The 20653-nt window shown below is 69.6% G+C and carries 12 protein-coding genes; all 12 read right to left on the bottom strand.

All coding sequences use genetic code 11. The features are described from left to right. Window positions 1-17: 17 nt before the first annotated feature. The 12 genes from ACIBF5_RS19610 to ACIBF5_RS19555 all read right to left on the bottom strand — a co-directional run bounded on the left by ACIBF5_RS19610 (window position 18) and on the right by ACIBF5_RS19555 (window position 20643). The gene (locus ACIBF5_RS19610) at window positions 18-1262 is read right to left on the bottom strand and encodes a S8 family serine peptidase (protein ID WP_396813501.1); all 1245 of its coding nucleotides are present in this window, start codon (window positions 1260-1262) and stop codon (window positions 18-20) included. A gap of 21 nt (window positions 1263-1283) precedes the next feature. Next, window positions 1284-1835: a hypothetical protein gene (locus ACIBF5_RS19605; RefSeq protein ID WP_396813498.1), complete on the bottom strand. Its 552-nt coding sequence runs from the start codon at window positions 1833-1835 to the stop codon at window positions 1284-1286. A 301-nt stretch (window positions 1836-2136) separates the two neighbouring features. Beyond that, window positions 2137-2739 (bottom strand): hypothetical protein, encoded by a 603-nt coding sequence (locus ACIBF5_RS19600; RefSeq protein WP_396813496.1) that lies wholly within the window; start codon window positions 2737-2739, stop codon window positions 2137-2139. Window positions 2740-2907: 168 nt separating this feature from the next. Continuing rightward, window positions 2908-13392, bottom strand: a complete 10485-nt coding sequence (locus ACIBF5_RS19595; protein ID WP_396813495.1) for a toxin glutamine deamidase domain-containing protein — start codon at window positions 13390-13392, stop codon at window positions 2908-2910. 45 nt (window positions 13393-13437) lie between these two features. Beyond that, window positions 13438-14106, bottom strand: a complete 669-nt coding sequence (locus tag ACIBF5_RS19590; protein ID WP_396813494.1) for a hypothetical protein — start codon at window positions 14104-14106, stop codon at window positions 13438-13440. An 85-nt stretch (window positions 14107-14191) separates the two neighbouring features. Next, window positions 14192-15154: a hypothetical protein gene (locus ACIBF5_RS19585; protein ID WP_396813492.1), complete on the bottom strand. Its 963-nt coding sequence runs from the start codon at window positions 15152-15154 to the stop codon at window positions 14192-14194. A gap of 7 nt (window positions 15155-15161) precedes the next feature. Next, on the bottom strand, window positions 15162-15518 hold the full coding sequence (locus tag ACIBF5_RS19580; RefSeq protein WP_396813491.1) for a hypothetical protein: 357 nt from the start codon (window positions 15516-15518) through the stop codon (window positions 15162-15164). Continuing rightward, window positions 15502-15918, bottom strand: coding sequence for a YbaB/EbfC family nucleoid-associated protein (locus ACIBF5_RS19575; protein ID WP_396813489.1), 417 nt, complete (start codon window positions 15916-15918; stop codon window positions 15502-15504). Before ACIBF5_RS19575 ends, ACIBF5_RS19580 begins: the two co-directional genes overlap by 17 nt. Window positions 15919-16003: 85 nt before the next feature. Then, a complete protein-coding gene (locus ACIBF5_RS19570; RefSeq protein WP_396813487.1) occupies window positions 16004-16903 on the bottom strand; it encodes an SseB family protein in 900 nt (299 codons plus the stop codon). 34 nt (window positions 16904-16937) lie between these two features. After that, window positions 16938-18032: an SMI1/KNR4 family protein gene (locus ACIBF5_RS19565; protein WP_396813485.1), complete on the bottom strand. Its 1095-nt coding sequence runs from the start codon at window positions 18030-18032 to the stop codon at window positions 16938-16940. Then, entirely contained in the window at window positions 18029-18634 is a 606-nt protein-coding gene (locus ACIBF5_RS19560) for a hypothetical protein (protein WP_396813483.1), read from the bottom strand. Before ACIBF5_RS19560 ends, ACIBF5_RS19565 begins: the two co-directional genes overlap by 4 nt. Next, window positions 18631-20643, bottom strand: a complete 2013-nt coding sequence (locus ACIBF5_RS19555) for a hypothetical protein (protein WP_396813481.1) — start codon at window positions 20641-20643, stop codon at window positions 18631-18633. The genes ACIBF5_RS19560 and ACIBF5_RS19555 overlap by 4 nt, the downstream gene beginning before the upstream one ends. Window positions 20644-20653 lie beyond the last annotated feature (10 nt).

Here is a 20653-nt window from a genome sequence, read left to right as displayed (position 1 = left end):
GACACACTGCGCTGGCGTCAGCCCGCCGGGAAGAGCGACACCGGCGGACCCGGCTCGTCTGGCTCGACCCGGTTTGCCGGTGCGGCTGCCGACGCAGATCGCCAGAGCCGCCGCCGCCCGCGTGGCATCGCCACCGCCGTCACCAGCACGGTCAGCACGACCAGCAACGCCACGACGCTGCCGGCGATTGCCAGCTCCCGACTTCGCGCCCAGGCGGGGGAAGCCTCAGCCGGGGGTCGGACCAGAGCGGGCAACGGTTCCGGGCCATTGCCCGCTACCCGATCGGTCACCGCTCCGTACGGGTTCACAATGCCGTGACCGTAGGCGTCGCCGCCCGCGGCCGGCACTGCGGTCGCCAGCAGCTGCCGCACCATCTCGTCCGCTTGAGGGTCGCCGCGCCGGGCGTGTACCAACGCCACCGCCCCAGCGGCGAAGGCACAGGCCACCCCCGTCCCGTTCACGACGGTCATGCCAGCGCCACGTTGCAGCGTCGGGACGGCACCACCCGGCGCGACAAGGTCAACGAAGGAGCCCTGTTGCGAGCCGCGCCAGCGCTCACCTGCCTCGTCGATCGCGCCGACGCCAACCACCCCGGGATAAGCCGCCGGGTAGGGGATGATTCCCGTGGCCTGCTCGTCGCCCCGGTCGCCGACCGCGGCCACGACAACGACCCCCCGGCTCACCGCTCGGGCCACCGCGTCCCGCAACCTCGTGTCGTCGGTGTAGCTGACCGCTGACACCGCCAGCACGTCGGCGTTCCAGCTCAGCGCTGCGTCAATGCCCCGCGCGAGCACGTCGGGGGCGGCGACCCCACCGCTCGCACCACGTTCGTCGAGAACCCGGATGGGCAGGATCCACACCCGGGGCGCCAGCCCGACGAACCCGACCGCAGGCGCCTGGCCGGCGGCGATCACGCCCGCGACCTGGGTACCCGTGCCCAGGCAGTCATCGTTGGCCGAGCCGCCTCCGGCAACCGCGTCGAACCCGTCGGCGACCCGCCCGGCAAGTTGCGGGTGGTGGGCATCCACACCGGAGTCCAGCACCGCGACCGTCACGCCACCTCCCTGAGTGAACGGCCAGGCACGTTCGGGACCGAGCATCTGCTGTGGCCACGGCACCGGGTTGATCGGCTGCCCAGGGTCGGCGCAGTCGACAGCGGACCGAACGGCGGCGTGCACCGCGGCTCCCGGCCCGCCTGCGCCGACCAGCAGCACCCCCACACAGGCCGCAGTTACCGTCACCGTACGGATGGGCCGGCGCATGCGTGTCTCCCTCCGCACCGCTCAGTCGCGGAAACGTGCTTCGAACTCGTCCTGGAAATCGTCCAGCCACCGTTCCAGGTACTCGCGGGTGAACCGGGCGGGTTTCTGTTCGTACGCCGCACGGCCGTGCGGCGTCCAGAAGGCGGAATCCGGCACCTCGTCGCCATCATCAGGAATGAACTTCAGCACCTCAGCCAGAGCGGCCACGCCGAGCGCGAAGGCGTGCCTGCGTTCGGTGACGGAGCCGGTGTCCGGTGGCGCCCCGCCCTCGCGGATGCCCGCGTCGGAAATGAGTCGCCACTCGCCGGCGTCGAAGAGTTGCGAAGGCTCCGGGCCGCCGAGAAAGACGAGGTCGTCGTCACCGGGCAGCGTTGGACGCTCCGGCAGCCGGAAGATGAATTCGCGAGCGGCCTGGCACCGCCGGCAGACGCCGTGGTACCGCCGCACGGGAGCCCCGTCGTCCTGGCTGAGCGCGGTCTGCCAGTCGGTGTCGGCAGCCTGGCAACGTTCACAAGGGTGCAGGTCAAGGTAGAGCTGTGCTTCGTCCTCGCTGCGGGCGACCGGCAACGCCATGCGTACCTCCCCGTCGGTCCGCCCGCTAATGTAGCAGCGAGCCCTGATCCGCCGGGTACGGCATCGACACCAGACGGCATCCGCCGCACCGCGCAGCTAGCACGGGGTGCGGCTCGCCGCCCTGTCTGCGGAAACTGGCGAGGTGGCAGGCAATTACGCCGCGACGGTCACGGCCTTCGCACCGAGCGCGATCCGCTTACGCCGCAGTGGCTCTCCTCATCGGAGGGCTCTTCGCGCTGATCGGCCGCGCGGCCGGGCTTTGTCTCGGTGCTCGTACGAGCGCTTCAGCGGTACGCCGGGCCTAGGTTCCGGTCGCCGGCTCGGGCCTGGCCCAGAGGCGTGCCGCGCCGGCCAACGCCGCCCGGTGGTACGGCGTCAGCTCGTCCCCGGTCCAGTACACCTCCACCTGCGGCGCTTCCTCCCCCTTCCATTTCAGCTCACGCTGCGCCTCGTGGGCGAGCTTCCAGGCCCTCGTGCCAGGGGCAACCTCGGCGAGGTAAACCCGCTCGCCGGTTCCCGACGGGCCTTCGGGCCCGAATCTCCAGGTCCGCCAGACCGACACGGTGCCGGCGTGTCGTGAGAGATTCCCTACCGCGCGGTCGTCTGTGGAATCCGTCAGGTCGTCGGCCAGGTCGTCCAGGTGCGCCAGGTCGGCCGGCAAGGCAACGAGGTCGTCCGGATCTCCGCCGGTCAGGTCGAGACTCGGCGGGATGCGTTCCCCCGCTGAGAGCAGCACCTCGGGAGGCGCCGGGTAGAACCGGTGGTCAGTCGGCGGCGTGGCGTCCTCCGAGATCCGCACCAGAGGCAGCCCCGCCGGCTGGTCCCCCTCGATCCCGAGGGCGACCAGCGTGTAACGCAGCAACTCCGCCTCGGCCGCCCGCAACGGCAGATCAAGGTCCAACATCGAACCCGAAATCGTGTCCGGAAGATAGTTCAAGTCACCGCCGCCCAACATGTCACGGGTGTGCGTCAACCACTCATCGGGAACCCGACCAGCAAACCGGAACAGCAACCTGTGCAGGCCCCCGTAGACCGTCCGAGTCACACCATCCAGCTCCGACGAATCAGTCAACTATTCCTCCTCCACAACGATGACCTTGTAGCCGTGCGGCGCCTCCGGTATCACGCCGTTGCGGACCATCTCGTCCACGGTCCTGTCAAGCTCGCTTCGGATCCGATCGACAAGTTGTGGTGCATCCACCAGGCGGGTCCGTGAACGTGGCGGAAGAACCGCCTCCTGGTCCTCGGCGAAGGACGAGAAGACTGAGATATCCCGAGCCTGTCTGCCCGTCAGATGGTAGACGACGATTACTTTTCGGTCACTGGCAGGATTCTCAGCCATGAACCGGACTGCGACGTCCAGCCGGCGACTGACGCTCAGGAACTCGCGTGCCGTTCCTTGTGACCAGAGCCGCGACCCGTAGATAGGCGAATGCACCGGTGTTACCCAGTCGCCTCGGTACGCGAGCGTCGGATCATCCGCCGAACCGAGAGTGGGCAGACGTGACGTGGCGTCGTGCACCATATCAGCGTGCCAGCGCATCTCGTCGAAGAGGCGGCTTGTCGGCGGACCAAGCGACGCGACGATCCGATCCCACATCGCATCGCGCTCTCGGCCCGCCTGGTCCTCAGCACGACGAGCCTGACGTTTCGCCGCCTGCCGGTCAGCGGCTGCGTGCTCCGCCGCCTGGCGGGCGGCCTCCTCCATCCGATGGGTGGCGTCCATCCACTCCTGAACGTTTGACCGCAACGGAGACCGGGAGTCGAGATGGCCGTCCCCGGTGTGCAGGACGGGGCGCAGCGCCAACGGCAGCGGCAGTGCCTTGCGGCCCGTACGGAGGTTCTCCAGATAGTTCGAGACCAGTTCGACGGCCTTGTCCGTCATCCTCGCCCGGACCACCCTCTCGGACACCCCGGCGGTCCAGAGCTGGGTGCGGATGACGTTGTTGATCAGGTAATGACTGTGCCGGGTATACACGGTCAGTGCCATCACGTGCGGTTCCGAGAGCCGTTCGCCCAACGAGCGGACCGCAGCCACATCGCCCGGGTCGACTCCGTTACGGCGCAGCCAGTCGGCGAGGTCCGTATCGGTGACGTGACCATCGCGTAGTTGCGGCCAGAGCCTCGCGGCGGTGTCCCGCACCATGGGGTGCAGGGTCTCGGTGAACCCGTCCGGGTCGGTCGCACGCCGCAGGTACACGGACTCGTGCGGGAACAGTCCGTCCGGCAGGATCCGGGTGCGCAACGTGTGCAGGTCGAGACCGGACACGCTGCGGTAGAAGTCCACGCCGTTGGTACGGGAGCGCGGTTCCAGCGCCAGACGTCCGGCGCCGGCGATCTGGGCACCCCGGGCGATCTCAAACAGCGAATGGTCCCGGCCGGGCAGCATCCAACCCATCAACGCATCGACGAACCGTTGCACCTTCGTCGGGTCGAGACCGATGAACCTCGCCGCTGTCACCATCCGGGTGGTCGTGGCGGAGACCCCGTCCACGACGGGGAAGCCGTCACCGGCGATGCGCCTCGCCCACCGGCTCGCGGTCGTCTCATGTGCGGTCACCCCCTCCCGCCACGGCAGCGGGGTGTCCGGGGTCAGCGGTCCGCCCAGCACCGATTCGACGTACGCCCGCTCGAACCGGCCCAGCGGCGTACCGAGGGCGTCGTACGAGCCGGGAGACGTGATGAGACCAAGCTGTTCCTGCTCCTCGGGTGTGCGGTTGTGCCGACTCGCCTGGCTCTGGACCACCTCCGCGAGATCCCGCAGGCCGCGCTCGGAGAGCATCACGACGTTGCCGGTGCCGAACGGATCACGGGCGAAGCGGAAGCCGCTGGGGTCGAACCGTGCCTCCAACCGACCCAGAATCGCCCGGTTCACGCTCTCGTCCAGTTGCCGCCGCATGGTGGCGAGCTGGTCGAGATCCAGGCCGACGTCCCGAGCGGCGCTCCAGCGCCCGTTGTCGATCACGTGAAGGAGCGTGCTCGCCAGCGTGGTCGACGCCCCACGGTTGAAGTAGGCGGCGTTGTAGAACGCCGTCATCACCTCGCGGAGGTTCCCCTCGGCGATCAGGTCGTCGAGGGTGACACCGGTGCCAACCTGGCCGGCGCTGTCGGCGGCGTCGTCGCGGAAGAACGCACTCTCCACCCGGCGCGCGTACGCGGACGCGCTCTCGTCGGCCTGCCGTGGAGTGAGTTCGGTGAGTACGTCCCGCAACCTCGCGACTGCTTCGCGGGCGATGTCGACGGTGCCGGGGTCGTTGAAGTAGTACGCCCCCAGTTGCTGCTCGAACCGGGTCGCCTCGTCCGCCCAGCGGGGATCGTTGAAGAATCGCTCGAAGTCGAAGGGCACCCGAGCCGGCGCGGCGGAGCCGTCCGCCGGTTCACTCGCGGTGTCCGTTGATCCGTCGCCTTGTTCCGGCAGGTGGGCTGTCGGCGCGCCCTGGCCCTCGTCCGTTACGCCGCGTATCCGCCCTTCGTCGGCCACGTCCCGTTGGCCAACCGGGTTCGCACTATCGTCAGGTACGCCTTCCGGTAGAGAAGATTCTCCACCCCGTCCAGCGGTCTGCCCTGCTGCGTCTCCTTCTCGATCACCATCCGGCGATCCGTCTCCGGAAAGCCAAAGGCGTATTCGACCTCCTGACTGTCCTCCCCGACCTTCTGGAAGTCCACGAGAATCGCCATCCGGACGCCCCTCCCCCCACGAACTGTCTAGGTCCTCGCCGGTACGACCCGGCGCCACGTTCGCCCAGTCGTGTGACTGGGTCGCGTGAGTATGCGCCTCACGGTACGTGGCTCCCGGATGGGCCTGCAGGTAGTTGGACTCGGCGAGTTCGTGTTCCAGCAACACGAGATCGGCATCCACGTGCCGTCCCTCGCGCAAGCGGATCCATGCCTCGGCGATGTCCTCGTCCGGCGCGAACCGTTGGCTGACGTGACCGCCCTCGTAGTCGTCCAGGAGGTGTTCCTCGACCATCAGATGTTGCTTGATCTGGTCGATCTCCGCCTGGGTGAACCCGAGTCTGCCGTCCGAGCGCTGGACGTCGGCCAGGTTACGGGCAATGTCGGGGACGTCGGAGTTGTCGGCGCGGAACCGGTCGTACGCATCCGCCGCCCACTGCATCGCCCGGATGTCGTCGCGTGGTCTGATCCGGGCTCCGGTCGATTCGTCCCGTCCAGGCTGCGCGTCGGCCAGGTCGTCCGGCCCGGTGTGGGTGGTGTCCACCGCCCGTCCCGGTGGAGCCGGAGGACGCGGATCGGGAGCGGACCCTTCACCGACGGAGCGCTCTGCGGCGTGTCGCCCGGTGCCCGACGGAGGCGTCGGTTCGGGGGTGCTGTGGGCGCTGCGCGGATGGAGCGGACCACTGTCGCTGACCCGTTGGTACGCCCGCCAGTCGGCACCGAGCAGCGCACGCTTGCCGAGCCAGGTCGCCTTCGGCCCCCGCTGCCCGTTCCAGCCGGCACGGCTGACCTCGAAGGGGCTGGGGTAGCCGGGATTGCCGAACCCGTGGCGGGCGGCCCGGTCCAGGATGTCCCGGGCACCCTCCTGCTGCCGCCGAATCTCGGTCACGATCGCGTCCGGGTCGGTCGCCCCGTACCGGGCGCGCAGGACGTCGATGTCGACGGTGGTGTCGCCGGACGCCCATCTGGTCACCGCGTCGGCGTCGGCCTCCGCACTACGAATCTCCGCTCCGACGCGCTGCATGACCGTCCGCGCGTGGTGTCCGGTGTCCGGCTGCCAGTCGAAACCGGCTCTCGCCCAGGCGTAGCCACCGACCGACGAGGCGGCCCGGAGACTGATGTGGTCGACCCCGGAGTAGCGGTACCACTCCCGCATCGCCTGGTTGAACTCGTCCGCGAACCCCCGGCCGTGCACGGTCGACGAGAGTCTCAGCGAGACGTGTTCGGCGATCAGCGTTCCGTCGTGGTCACGACGGAACTCTCGGACGACCCGACCGACGTGCCCGACCTCCCCGTCGATGACGGCCGCGCGAATGACCACGCTGTTGCGGTAGACGCTGAACGTCTCCGGGTCGGTCAGGTCGAGCCTGACCCGCATGCCGGCGAACTCCAGCCCGTCAAGGTGGCGGGCGAACTCCTCCCGGACCGCGTCCGTCCACCGCGCGACCTCGGCATCGGTGGACGGAATCAGCTCGTCCAGCGACGGCGGGCGCCCGTCGCGGTGCCACGGCGGGTCGCTCCAGATCTCGTCGTGGGAACTCTCCGGCGACGGCGCCGGTGCCGGCTCCGCGGTGGGCTGGCTCGCCTCGGGTACGGGCGACAAGTCGGAAGTCGAGTGGTCTGGCCAGAGCGGGTTCGTTGACGTCTGGTCAGGCCACCCCAGACTGGTCGACGTCTGGTCAGGCCAGCTCAGGTCTGCTGTCGAGTCGTCCGGCCAGACGACTGCGGGGTCGGCGCGGTACAGCTCGGGACGGGAGTACGACCACGGGTTCGGGCTGGTCTCCGGCACGGCGACGGCGGTCGGCGGGTCGCCGAAGCCGAAAAGTCGGCGAAGGCCGTCGAACATGCGCCGCAACGAGCCCGGCAGTTCGGGCCGAGTCACCGGGTCCGGCGCGACCCGCTGGTCGGTCGGGACGGGATCCGGCTCGCCGGGCGAGCCCTCCGGGACGGTCGCCGAGTGGTCGTCGGGCCGCGCCGGGGCGGTCGCGCCCCGTGACGTCACCGGGGGCGCATCGGGTGTCTGGTCATGCCGACCGTCGGGGCTGGTGTATGCCGTCCGGGCCCTGTCGGCGTCGGCCGCTACTGGTTCGGGGACGCCTCGCTCGGCTCTGGCCAGATCTGCCGGCCGATCGTCCGCCCTGCCCTCCGGGCCTCGCTGTAGTCCTCGATCACCACCGGTATCGGCAGACTCGGATGGGCCGTGATCACGCCCGTCTTGTCGATCACGAAGTTCCCCTGACCGACCTGCATCCCCCAGGTACGTTCCCGCTCCGGCAGAATCTCCCGAGCTAGCCAGCCGAACTCGAACCGGTGCAGTGCTATCTGCGCCCCCGTCCCGAGCAGCCGGCTCATCAACTCCCGTGCCTGATCCTCGGTTATCTCCGGATCCTGACTCATGTGGTGTTTCCTCGCTGTTCTGTACCCCGTTGTCGGGCTGCCCGACGACGCCTGATGTGTCCGGCAACGACGTTGCGGCCAGTGCGTCGCCACGGATGTGCCACAGCGTGTGGGTGGCAGCCACGTTGCCGGCGAATGGCTCGGGCGACGTCCTGCCGGACTGCGGATCCCACCAGATCGGGCCGTCCGCGCCGTGCGGATAGACCAGCACCATCGCGTGACCACCGTCGCTCTGGACGGCACCGTTCTCATCCGTGCGTAGTTGCCCGGTGACGGGGTCGACGGCGAGCCAGTCGGCGACGACCAGCGCCGAACTGCCCGGTCCCGCGTCCGCGATCTGCTGATGCAGGGCGCGGTACTGCTCGGCCACGGCGGCGGCCCGGCCGTCAGGGTCGGCGGGCATGGGGGCCGACGGGCCGCTCCACTCCTGCCCCAACCAGGCGACAGCGCGGTCGAGTCCGAGGGCCTCGCCGGTGTTCCGGTCAATCGAACCGCCGGGAAGCTCGTCGGGCCAGCGCGGTGCGGAGACCTCGGGTCGGCCGTGGAAGCTCGACAGGGCCGACAGCGAGCAGTCGAGGCAGTTGTTGCTTCGACCCACCACCTCGGGTCCGCCATCGTTGACCAGTTGCCCGTACGGGTGGGTCGACGGGTCCGCGCCCACGAGGTAGCCGCCCTCGGCGCGGAGGCTCTCCTCGACGTCCCGCTGGTACTGCGGGTTCTCGATCGGTGCGAGGTTGCCGGGGCCGATCGAGCGGGTCGACGCCAACGGCGGCCTCGGGTCCGGGGGTGGATCTGAACCCGACGGCTGAGGCAGCCCACCGGAATCCGGTCCGTGGTCGCCGACGGGCGGGTTCTCTCCCTCGAGTTCCAGCTCCGTACGGATGTCCTCCGGGGTCCGACCCGGCGGTTCCACGAATCTCCTGGCGTCGGCGTCCCACTCGCCGACCACCTGCTCACCGCGGTCGCTGTGAACGGTGATCCGACCGTCGGCATAGCTGACCCGGCTGCCGTCGCCGAGGTAGGCGTCGATCCGGCCGATCTGACCGAGCCGCTGGTCTCCGTCGCCGAGCATCCGGCCGAGTCGTGAACGAACCGAGTTGAGGGCGTTGTCCCGGCTGAGGCCGGTCGCTCGACCGTCCAGGACGATGTCGCCGGCGAGACGGCTCCCGTCCGGCTGCGGTTTGAACTTTTCCAGTCCTCGCCGAAGCTGGTCGTCCACAGCCGACCGGGTGTTCCGGCCGACGTCCTTGTATTCCACTCCACGGCCAGGGTCGTCAGGACCGGTTCGCTCCCACGCTTCCAGCGATCGGTACCCCGCGTGGTTGAGGGGATGTACGGGCAACCTGGTGACCAGCCTGCCCTCGGCGGCCCGCAGCGCGGCAGTCTCGCGTTCCCGGGCGTCGAAGCCCTGCGGGGTGCCGTCGTGCCGGTCGTAGACGCCGGGGGTGTAGGAGTCGCCCAACGGTCCGGGCTGCTGCGGGTCCAGCGGCCCGAACTGATCGAGTGGAAGATGCAGTCGGCGGGAGGCGTCCGGGCTGTTCTCGCCCTGGACCCCGCCGTCGCCGTCGACCGTGTTCTCCTGGTCCGGTCGGCTCTGCGCGTGGGAACCGCGATCTTCACCAGGTCCGGTCTCCGCCTCGGGTGATGGGGCGGAATCCTGTCGGTCTGCTCCGGCGGACCCGTCGCCGAGCGGCGCGAATGCCATCTCGCCCTGGCGGCTCCGAACGCTCTCCAGATCCCACCCGTGCAGGTCGAAGACATGGGCGGTGATCGGTCCGTGCAGGCCGCCCTCCCGCCGCTGGTCGGGCTGGGGGTGCACGGACTCGGCGATGGCGGTACGGGCCTGTTCGGTGACCCGCTCCGGGGTGAGTTCACGGAGCTGCGAAATCAGGCTCTCCGGCACAGCGTTCCGATCGAGCCCGTAGCGGACGAAGAGGTCGTCCGCCAGTTGCCGCGGAGTGAGAGCGGCCGTGTCCCGGTACCCGTCCGTACTCGGGATTCGGGGGTCGACCTGCGGGTCCGGGGAGCGGAATCCTGCCAACCCGTGCATGAATCGTTGTTGCACCGAGAACGCCTGGAACTCTCGCTCGAGCCTGAGCTGCTGCACCAGCCGACGGGACTCCGCTCGCGGCAGGCTGGTCCTGGCCAGGTCGGACAGCAGGGCCATGTTGACCTGCATCGCGTGCATGCCCTCATGCACGACTGTGGCGGCGATGGCGCTGATCGGCCGGGGCACGGTGATCGATTCACCGGTTACCGGATGTCTTGCCGCACCGGTCGGGTTGATGAACGTGATGCCAAGGCGTGAGTCGTAGAAACCACGGCTGCTGCCGCTGATGCTCTCCGCGAGGTGTGACGCGTCCGCGGCGGACAGGAGTTCCCCCGCGTGGTGCATGTTCATCGGGACGGTCCGCGCAAAGGTACGCCTCGCGTGGACCTCGAACTCCGGACCCAGCACGTCACCGATCTTCGCGATCGCGATGGCCTGGTCGACGACGTGGAACCGGTGAGTTTCGGGGTCGATCGAGGAGACTCGGTTGGCCATCTCCACGGAGTTGAGGGGGTCGACGCCGTCAAGGTCACGCCATCCCGGGTCGGCCGGTAGGTCCGGTCGGGTGGGGTGGTGCCAGTTCCGGTACCGGTCGGAATACTGGTTGACCGCCGAGCTGAGTTCGCGCACCTGGCGTACCAGGTCACCGGTGTCACCGGTGACACGGGCCTGTCCGGCCGTATTCTGCAGCCGGTCGGCTATCCGCGCTACGTCGTCCAGGTCGCGGAGGCGGCCGGCCACCGCATGCTCCGGGTAGTTGTCGAGCAATCGCTGGCGTGCCTGGGCCACCAGTTCCCGAACCTGCCGGGGCAGGTCCGCGCCGGTTCGACCGTCGGGCGCCGGGAAGTTGGGGCCGAGACTGTCGGTTGGTCGGAGTTCGGATTCGGAGGAGTGCAAGGCGTCGGCTCGTGCCGAACCGTCCGCTTCGGCACGCATTGGCTCGGGCTCGGTCGTGGTCTCGGGCCGTGCTCCCGCCTCAGCTTCGGGAGCGGGCCTGTCGTCGGGACGGCCTCCTGGCACAGGCTCGGGCACCGTCGTCACGTCCGGTCGGCCGGTCGTCCCGGTCTCGGGCCGGTCGGTCCGGTTGACACCCTCCACGGGATCGCTTCGGTCGACGCTGTCCGGCTCGGGAGGGCTGGTGGAGGTAGCCGGAGGGTGGGGATCGTGCCCCTCGCCTCGCATCTGTTCGAGACGAGCGTCAATCTCGGTCGCGTTCAACGGGCGACGCGTGCCGGTCTCGTCGACCCGGGTGAAGTTCTGCTCGATGAAACCGCGTAGGCGTTCGCCGTACCGGTTGAGGTTTTCCGGGCGGGTGTCGAGCGCCTGCTGCACCAGATCAGGTGTCAGGTGCGGCGGCGACCCGGGGGTGGGGTCCGAGCCGTCCGGCGGCCGCCCGAGGTGCTCGGCGACACCATGCGCGTACTGTGCCTCGATTCGTTGCTCGATCCGCTGTTTCCATTCCCCCCAGCGCGATTCGGCGCGCCCGGAATCCCCGTTGACGTCGGGCGGGGAGGTCGGGGCCGGCGACTCACCCCGGGCCGAATCGGCTCGGGTCGGCTGGCCGGGATCGGCCCGGCCACCGTCGGGTGCTGATGGGGCAGTCGGGCCGGTCGGTGGCGCGTCGTCGGTCCGCTGGTCGGCCCGGGGGCCATCCGCATCGTGGGCGCCATCCTCCGAACCCGTCGACGCGGTGGTGTCTCCGGCTTCGGAGGTGGGGATCGTGCCGTCGTCGGCGAGGGCGGGGGGTGACGACGACCCGTCGATGCTCCGCGCCGAATCGGCGCTCGTCGGCACCTGCGCGTCGCGGGTGCGGTCGCCATCCGCAACCGATTGGTCCGCCGTCCGAGCACCGGCATCAGGGGTGGCGAACGTATCGGTGCGGGTGCTGGTCGCCGGTTCCGTCACGGTCGGGTTCGTTCGGCCGGCGGACTCTGTCGAGAGCGCAGAGGAGGCCGGCTCTGGTGTCGCGGGAGTCGGTGTTGCGGCCGATCGCTCGCCGTGCGACTGACTGGTCGGAACCGGACCCGGATCGGAACGGGTGTCGGGCGGATGGGAAGTGGCGTTCGTGGAGTCGCGGCTGGTCGAGGTAGTGCCTGCGTCGCGGCTGGTCGAGGTCGCCGTCGCAGTGCCGGAACCGGAGGTCGTCGTCGAGGCGGTGGCGGTAGCCGCGGACGCACCCGCCGGCACGGCGGGCGCCGTCCGAGTACCGGACTGGCTGGTCGCCGGGCCGGCGTTGCTGCTGGTGCTGCTCGTACCCGCGGATGACGGTGCATTCGTCGGCGAACCCGCCGGGGCACCGACCGGGGTAGGCAGCACAGCAGGGCTGGGGAGCACAGCAGGCGGGGCGAGATTGCTCGGCGCGGGTGTGGCCGCGTTCGCTGCGCCGAACAGGTTCTGAGCGGCCTGGCCGACCGTCGGGGTGATGAGATCCGGTCGGCCGCCAGGACGCCGACCCTCACTGACGATCTCGCCGATGAGCGCCGCCGGAGTGACCGCGTTGAGGAGACCGTCGAGGGTCATGCCGCTGTAGAGGTGGTTACGCTGGGCCCAGTCGGTCAGGTCGGCAGCGTCGAGCAGTCGATCTCGGCCGTACTGCAGGGCGTTGTCGGCGGTCTGGCCGAGTCCGAACGCCACCGCCTCCACGACCCGGCTGCGGATCCCGAACGTCAACGGACCGCCGATCGCACCGGCGATGAAGCTGTCGACCAGCTCGACACCGAATCTGGTCGCCCAGCCCTCGCTGAACGGGTCGTGCCCCTCAGCAGCCTGTATGAGCAGGATCCCGCCCTTGATGCCGCCCATCACACCGGCGTACATGATCCCGCCGCGCACTGCGGCGCGGGCGGCGTTTCGCGCCAGGTTCTGGGTGAACTGCCGTACACCGGCCCGTACCGTTTCCTGCCAGAGCCGCGTGACGAGCTGGCGGGCCAGCGCCACGATGGACTGCCGGGCGGTGACGATCGCGGCCAGCCCGGCCACTCCGCCGATTCCGGTCCAGATCGTGAGGATCGCCTGTATCAGCGCGACCGCCATCATCACCAACGTGACGACGGCCATCCACTTCATGGTCTCGATCTCGAGGGCCTTGGCGTGCACCGTCTGCTGCACCGCGCCGAGCAGTTCGGCCATGCCGGCGATCTCGTCGAAGTAGCCCTGGAACTGCGCGCGGGCGACCATTGCCGCCCCGTCGCCCTGCCATGCGTCGAAGTCGCCCAGGTAGTCCTGCAACTCCTCGATGTGGGCGCTGTACAGCTCGGCGGCGTGCAGGTAGGAGTCGGAGAGGTCGAAGAGACGGCTGTGCCGCGCCTCCGGCCACTGCGTGATCATTTCAAGGAAGTCACCGAGTACGGGGATCCACTCGTTGATCTGGATCATGCACTGGCGTACGGCCTCCAGCGCGGCGTCGGCTGCGTCCTCCGCGACGTTGTCGCCCAAAGTGGACCTCCCCCCGGTGGTTTCCCGCCCCCGTTCTGGTGCTGGTCAGGCCCGCTTGACGCCCTTGACCACGTACTCCCGACGCCAGGAGACCTCCTGCCCCGCCCCACCGGTCACCGTCCACCGCAGGACGTCGAAAGAACCCTTGATGCCAACCGAGTCGAGGTAGTAACGGCAGGAGTGGAAGCTCAGCTCCACCCGCTGCGCCGTTTGGGTGACCCGGGGTGGTGCGAGTCCTGCCGACTCGAGATGCGGATGCTCCTGAAGGGTGGCGTCGACGTCCTGGACCAACCAGCCGGGCCTCGTGAAGTCGCTGACCGTGTCGGCCGCTACCACGGGACGATCGATATCCGGGCCGGAGTAGAACTCGGCCAGCAGTTCGGCGTAGGCGATCGGGTCCAGGTCGTCGCCCATCCGGCCGCCCAACCCGCGCATGGTCGCCTGGTCGTTGAGGTAGAGCACCTCGCGGTCGTGCCGCAGAAGCAGGCCGAACGTGGACAGCGGGACGTCCTCGATGGAGGCGTCCATGACCAGCCGGACTGCCTGCTCGACCCACGCTTCCCGGGCGACGAGCCAGTTGGCGGGCTCGGCGTCGTACCAACCCCAGTTGGTCTTGATGGCCACACTGTCCGGCCAGTCCCGCCGGTCGATGACCTTCTCGTCCGGGCTCAGGATGTAGCGTTCGACAGCAGCGGTCAGCCGATCCCCGTCCACCAGACACCTCCTGTCACTGCGGCCACCTGAGGATGGCGCTGATCGTTCACGCGTATTGATCGTCCGTCTGCTGGCAGAACGGCTCCTATTCGCGGCCCGCCGGCCCGAATCGCGCGGTCAACTGGTTGAACACCTCGCGCACCATCCTGCCGAGCGCCTCCGGCGGTGCGCTGACCGACAGACTGTCGACCAAGCCGTCGATGACTGGCCCGGCAGCGTCGCCGATGTCCGAGCGAGGCCCGCATCCGACCACGACCACCTCCCCCGACTCGGCCCGGACCTCGACCGACCCGCGACTCTGGAGTAGATCCTCGACGGACAATCGGCTGGCCGACGCGGCCGAGTCGATGACTTCCCGCCCGACGTGGCCGGAGCCGACCCGGGGGTGCAGTGCGGCGTCCAGCAGCAGACCGAGATCGTTGTCGCTCACCGTACCGAGTACCGAGGCAACCGGCCCGGACCAGCGCCACCGCCCGTCTTCGTCCACCAGCGGGATGATCTGGAGCAACGTGCTGGCATCGAAGACGACGACCCGGCCACCCGTCGTTGGATCACCGGGCAGCAGCCGCTCTCCGGAAGACACAGCATCGCCGACCGATGGCAGGTCCGACCAGACCGGGCGGCCCTGCTCGTCGGCCGGTGTGTCGGGAGGGAACTGCCTGACGCCCCGGCCGGGTCGGAAATCGGCGCGGATTTGCAGATAGTCGCCGTACGCCATCGGCAGACCCAAACCCGCCAGCCGCTCGAAGATCACCTGGCCGAGTTGCTCGCGTGGTCCCCGGAAGTCGAGCGACAGTTCGAACCCGTACGGCGCGTACGCCGTTGTCTCCTCGTCAGGTTCGGCACCGGCGTCAAGGTTCCGGTCGGTGCCGTCGAGCGCCAACTGTCCCCAACCGTCGACGCCGATCAGCGGCCGACCGTCGACCGGGAGCAGACAGCCCTCGCCGGAACAGAAGTAGCCGACCAGGTCCAGGGCCTCGGCCACCCGGTGAGCCAGGCGCTGCGCCGGACCCGAATAGCCCAGGTAGATCTCGACAGTGTCGCCCATCAGCAGCTCACGACGCGTTCGTCCCGTTGATTCCGGTGGCGTTCTCGACATCCGTGCCCTGGTACTCCGTCATGGCGAGGATCGTCCCGTCGCCGACCCGAGACAGGATCTCACCCGCCCTGGACATTCCGGTCTGCACGAGGTCCGGCAACGGCTCCTCCGCGCCCGGGGGGACGGCGTAGTAAGTGGTCTCGAAGGCGTTGCCGTATTCGTCGGACCCCCACGGGCGCTCGGCGTGCACCGCGTTGATCTCGCTGAGCACCGCCTGGGTCTCGGTCTTGAAGGACTCCGCGATAGACCTGAGCACCGCCCCGGTGCCGGCAACCTCGTTGGGATCCCCGTCGACGTTAAGAAACGTACCCATTCCCCTCCTCCTCCCTCTTGCGCAGCGCCTGTGGCAGGTCGGCGTCGTGGTTGTCCATCATCACGTCGAAGTCCGTCTTGCCGAGGAACCCGGCCGTCTTCGGCATCACCCGCTCCATGACCTCGCGGGTCTTTCGGTTGGCGTCCTCGACAGCAGCGCGGACGGTGGCGAGGATCGACGCGGAGAGGGCCTTGGAATTGGGCGTGCGGTAGACCCGGGGATCGATCTCGAGTTCCACGAGCTGGCCACGCGGACCGACCACGGCCTTGATCATGCGATCGTCGGACCAGGCGGTCCCGGTGATCTCCATGACCTGCTGGCGGGTCTGGGCCGCGTCGTCGAGCGTACGCTGAAGGTCACCGATGATGCCGCTGATCGCTGACCACTGCGGACGTTCCATGCTCGCACCTCCCCGTTGTGGCCCTGCTGGTATCCGCTGCCACCGACCTGCCTCGACAATAGATGACGCCCGCCCGATCCGGCGTTCAGCCGTCACCGCCGCGCAGCAGGTCGGCGATGCCACCGGCGCGCTGCTGGGGAATCGGCGGCTCGGGCATGGGCGGCGTCGGACCAGATGTGCCTGACGTGGCAGGTGGCGGCGACGCCGGCTGCTCAGTGCGGCGGGCCAGCTCGATCGCGTACGCCAGCAGTCCTCGCACCCGGTCGCCGCCCAATGAGATCGCGATCGGCGAGCCCGGGTTGACCGCGAGCCGGACGTCTCCGCCAGGCCACTGGCGCACCACGGCGATGAGGTCAAGAGTGAGCGTCGACAGGTCCAGGCTGCGTCCGGCAAAGAAGTCGGCATACCGCTCGGACGAGGTGAACACCGGAATCGTCGGTACGCCGTCGACGTCGAGAGCCTGGGTCGGCACCGTCACCCGCGCGGTGACGAGCAGATCGAGCAGCACCTCGCCGTCGAGCACGGCGAGTGCGTCGCGTAGCAGCCGTTCCAGTTCGTTCGCGGGGACGAAATTGGCCAGTACGGCCGCGTCCGGCACCAACTCCGCAACCTTGTCCGGCGCGATCAGGACACCGACAGGGCTGACCGGGTTGATCGCCAGCCCCCAACCCGCCGGCGTGGTCCGGGCCAGTTCCGGAAGGCTCGTCGCGCGCCACCCGTCGGCGGTGACCGTACGGTGCAGGGCCTCCGGAGACGTGAAGACCGGCAGGTACGGTACGCCGTCGCGGTCGCGGGTCAGCAGCCGCTGACGCTCCCTGTCCACCGGCTCGTCGTCGCGAAATCCGGGCAGGTACAGCGGCGCACTGGCGAGAACGCCCATCAGCCCGGGTAGGTCGCCCGAGTCTGCGGCATCGCGCAACCGGCGCTCCACCTCGTTCGCCGGAGCCCAGGGCGTTTCCGGCCGGTCCGTGCCGGGCTCCACCATCACCCAGCTCCCGTCCTCATCGACTTCCCAGATCTCATCGGGCCTCGAACATCGCCGCCAGCGCATCCCGCCCAGGTGGTGCCGCCGGTTGCCAGGGCGCTCTCATTCTGGGCGGTAGTCCCGCCCCGGTCGAGTCGGTGCGGACCTCGACGACCTGGCCCGCGTCGACCCACGCGTCGGCCACCGCGACCAGGTCCCGAGACGGCTGACCCAGCCGCGCCCAGAAGTCGTCGATGCTGTCGGCGCAGCGGTGCAGGAGGTTCCCAGAGACGTACTCCGCGTCGTAGCCGTCACGGTCGCGCGGGTCGTCGTCATCCAGATACCAGACGGAATCGAGGTCGCCGTCGGAAACCCGGACCGCGAGCAGCCCGCCCTGCACGTACCCGATCGGAAGGAAGTCGACGGTCAGCCGGTCACGTACCCACTCCACCAGGTAGGACAGATCCTGATGCCGGTCCTCGCGGGCGATGCCGAACAACGGCTGGTCAACGACGAATCCGTAACCGGGCAGCACCCCGGGCGCCGCCGGTCCCGCACCGTTGGTCGCGGCCAGGAAACGGCGGTACGCGTCCGGCAACGGCCAACCCAACGCCTGTTCCAACAGGGCGAGCATCTCCTCGGGGACGGCCTCGGTGACACCGGGAGGCACCGGTGTCGGTCGCTCGTCGAGCCGTAGTCCGCGCCCGGCCACCGGCAATGTGCTCAACCCGCCCCCGTGTCGGTACGACCCGTGCAACTCGATCGGCACGAGCGCGACCTGGCGGGTCAGTGCGACGTGTGCCCAGCACCAGCCGGCCGGAGTCGGCACGGCCCGAGCGGGTGGTGTCGACCCGTCCGGCACATCCGACGTCGCCCAGAGCGGGTCACCGTCGAGTCCTGCGGCGGCGCGGGCCATCGCCGCGTTGGCGGCGAGTACGTCCACCACCCGCACCTCGTCGTGGCTCAGCCCAGGCTCGGGAGGTGGCAACTCCACCACCGCGCGGGCGCAGAGTGCCCAGTCCGGGTAGCCGTACGGCGTGACCAGCACACCCTGCCGGTAGCGGACCCGCAGGACCGGCGACCCGGGGTGGACGACGCTCATCGCGAACCGGGCGCCCGGCGGCTGGCGGCCCGGTTCGGGACCCGTCATGGTGCCAGGCGGGCGAACGTGCCGGCGGCTACCCGGGCGAGCCGGTCCGGGGTGTCCGCCGGCAGCCGGTCCTGGTCGCGCAGGGCGTGCAGACGGATCTGCAGCACGAGGTTGCCGTGGTAGCTGAAGAGTTCGACGGTGCGTTCGTCGCCGGTCCAGAACGCGCCCGCGCCAGCGGCGGGTACGTCCGTGGGCGCGGTCTTCGCCCGCCGCCGCGCCGTGTCGAAGAACTCCTTCGCCCACCGTCCGTCCTTGAGTAGCTCCGCGTCGATCGAGAGGGTCACGACCATGCTCTCCGACGACCGGGACGTGTCGCAGAGCCGCGCGGTGTTGGCGAGCGGGGTCTCCGCCTTCGGGAAGAGCTCCGCGAGTGAGGCCAGGTCGGCCCGTTCGCAGAGGCTACCGCTCGGGGCGTAGACCGGCCCCTGATCAGCCGAGGAGGTGCGGGGGGCGGCCGTCGTCTGCGACGGCAGCGGCGGCTGGGTCAGCACCCGGTCAGGGCCGCTGCCGGTCGTCGAGTCCGCGTCCCCGCAACCGGCCGCCGCCAGTACCGCCACCAGCGCAAGCGCGAGCGCCCATGGACGTACCGTGCGGCCGTTCACGTGCCGAGGGTCGGTTTGGGTTCCGCGGATGCGGCGGTGGGCCGGACGCCGTCCAGCACTCCACCCCCGGGGGTCTCGACGGTCCACACACCCTCCTGGTCAAGGATCTTGCGAATCTTCTCGAAGTCGCGGTCCACCGGATCGACCTGCGGCTGTTCGGTCGCCATCTTGCGCGACGTTATCTCACCGGTCTGGCCGGAGAACGCGGCCCGCCGTTGGCCGCGTACCACACCGGAGGTCGGCTCGGCCTGCTGCGACTGCGCTGGAGTGGGACGGGCGGGTCGACCGACGACCGGCGTCGTCCGTGGCGGTGGCGGGGCCAGCGGATTGGCAGGGGCGTTCGGTCCGATGGAGGGAGCCGCAGGACGGATCGGCGCGGATCCCGGCGGGTTGCTCGCTCGGGGCCGACCCAGCACCGGTGGCGCCGCATCCGATCGAAACGCGGGGCCGTGCGTGGTCGACGGTGCTCCCGGTACGGCGGGGTCGCCGCGACGCGGCCCGCTCCCCCGTCCCCCCGTGGGTGGCGGAGTGGCCCGCGGATTGCGTAGCACCGGGGAGGACGGCACCCCCGGCGGGCTACCGAACTGGTTCGTGGAGTCCGGGGCACCGGGAACGGCCGGAGGAGGCGGCGCTTCCGTACCTCGCTTGTTGGCCGGCGGTGTGGCCGGCGCCGCCGGTCCACCCTCAGCCGGTCCACGTCCCCTGACCTGCGGCGGTGGCGGTTGGCCGGCGCGTGACTGCGGCATCGACGGCGGGAGACCCTCTGCGGACGGGGGTGTCACACCGGCGGATCCACGCAGCACGCTGGACACCCCACCGCCGGGCAGGTTGCTCAGCAGTCCCCGGTTGGCAAACGACGGCAGGTTGCCCGGCCGCGACACCGGCGCGCCGGTGGGTGCCTGGACCGGCGGTGTCCTCGGGACGACCGGCGGCGCCACGGGCAGGTTGGTCGACGGCGCGGTGACGTTCGGGGCAGTGATGTCCGGCCGAGTCAGATTCGGGGCGGTGGCGTCCGTGTCGGGGAGGTCTGCGACGACGTTCGGGGCAGTGATGTTCGGGCCGTTCGGTTTCGGCTGGGTCACCTTCGGCGGGACCACCTCCGGACGGACCGTCGGCTTGGTGATGTTCGGGCCGGTGATGTTCGGGTTGACACGCGGCGGGGCGATGTTGGGCAGGCCCAGCTCGCCAAGCTTGTGACGGGCGATGAAATCAGGATTGAACCGGACCGCGTCCGTGGGTCCCTCGTAGACGGTGGCCCGCCCACCCGCCAGGTCCTCGTTCATCACTGACCAGTAGTCACGGGCCATCCCGAACTGGACCCGCTGTGCCTCCCAGTTCCAGCCGAGCTGGTTGTCCCGCATGAAGGTGACGTACTGGTCCGCGTAAGGGGTGCCCGCCGGAAGATCGTCGACCGAGTCGAACCCTTTGGACTGCAGCCACCGCGAACTCGCGTCCACCATCCCGCGCGTGTACCGCTCCCAAAGCTGGGACATCTCGGCTTGGCGGCTCTCGATCACCCCGGCAAGGGCGAGCGTGCCGAGCCAGTTGGTGATGGCGGCGTCCTCCCACGCGTCAATGGACATCAGGGTCGCGCCTGGCCCACGGGCGAGGAAGGCATCAGCGCCCGCACCGGTCCAGCCGTCCTTCCCGTTGCTGCCGTCCTTGAGCTTCCTGGAAGCGTCGAGCACCCGGGTCCGCAGGTCATCGAGAACCCGACTGACCTCGTACCACTGGTCAGCCAGTTGGCGAACCACCGTCGCGTCCTGCGCCATGATCCGTTTGCGGATCTTCTCGATGCTGTCCGCGTAGAAGGCCTGCTTCTCCTGGTCGGAGGAGAGGGTCCTGCCCTCCTCCGTGTCCCAGTTGCGTGTGGGCTCGATGTACTCGCCGCTCGCCGGGGGCGGATAGTGCCGGATGTCCTCGCCCATCCGACGGGCCATCTGCCGGTTGAGCTGCAGTTGCTCGTTCTGCGCCGACGTGTAACCGAAGTAGTCCCCTTCGCCCGCCATTGGCCCTCCC

It is taken from the genome of Micromonospora sp. NPDC050417 (assembly GCF_044458865.1).
Lineage (GTDB): Bacteria > Actinomycetota > Actinomycetes > Mycobacteriales > Micromonosporaceae > Micromonospora_G.
Note: the sequence above shows the minus strand (reverse complement) of the source record. Positions and strands in the feature narration are given on the sequence as shown.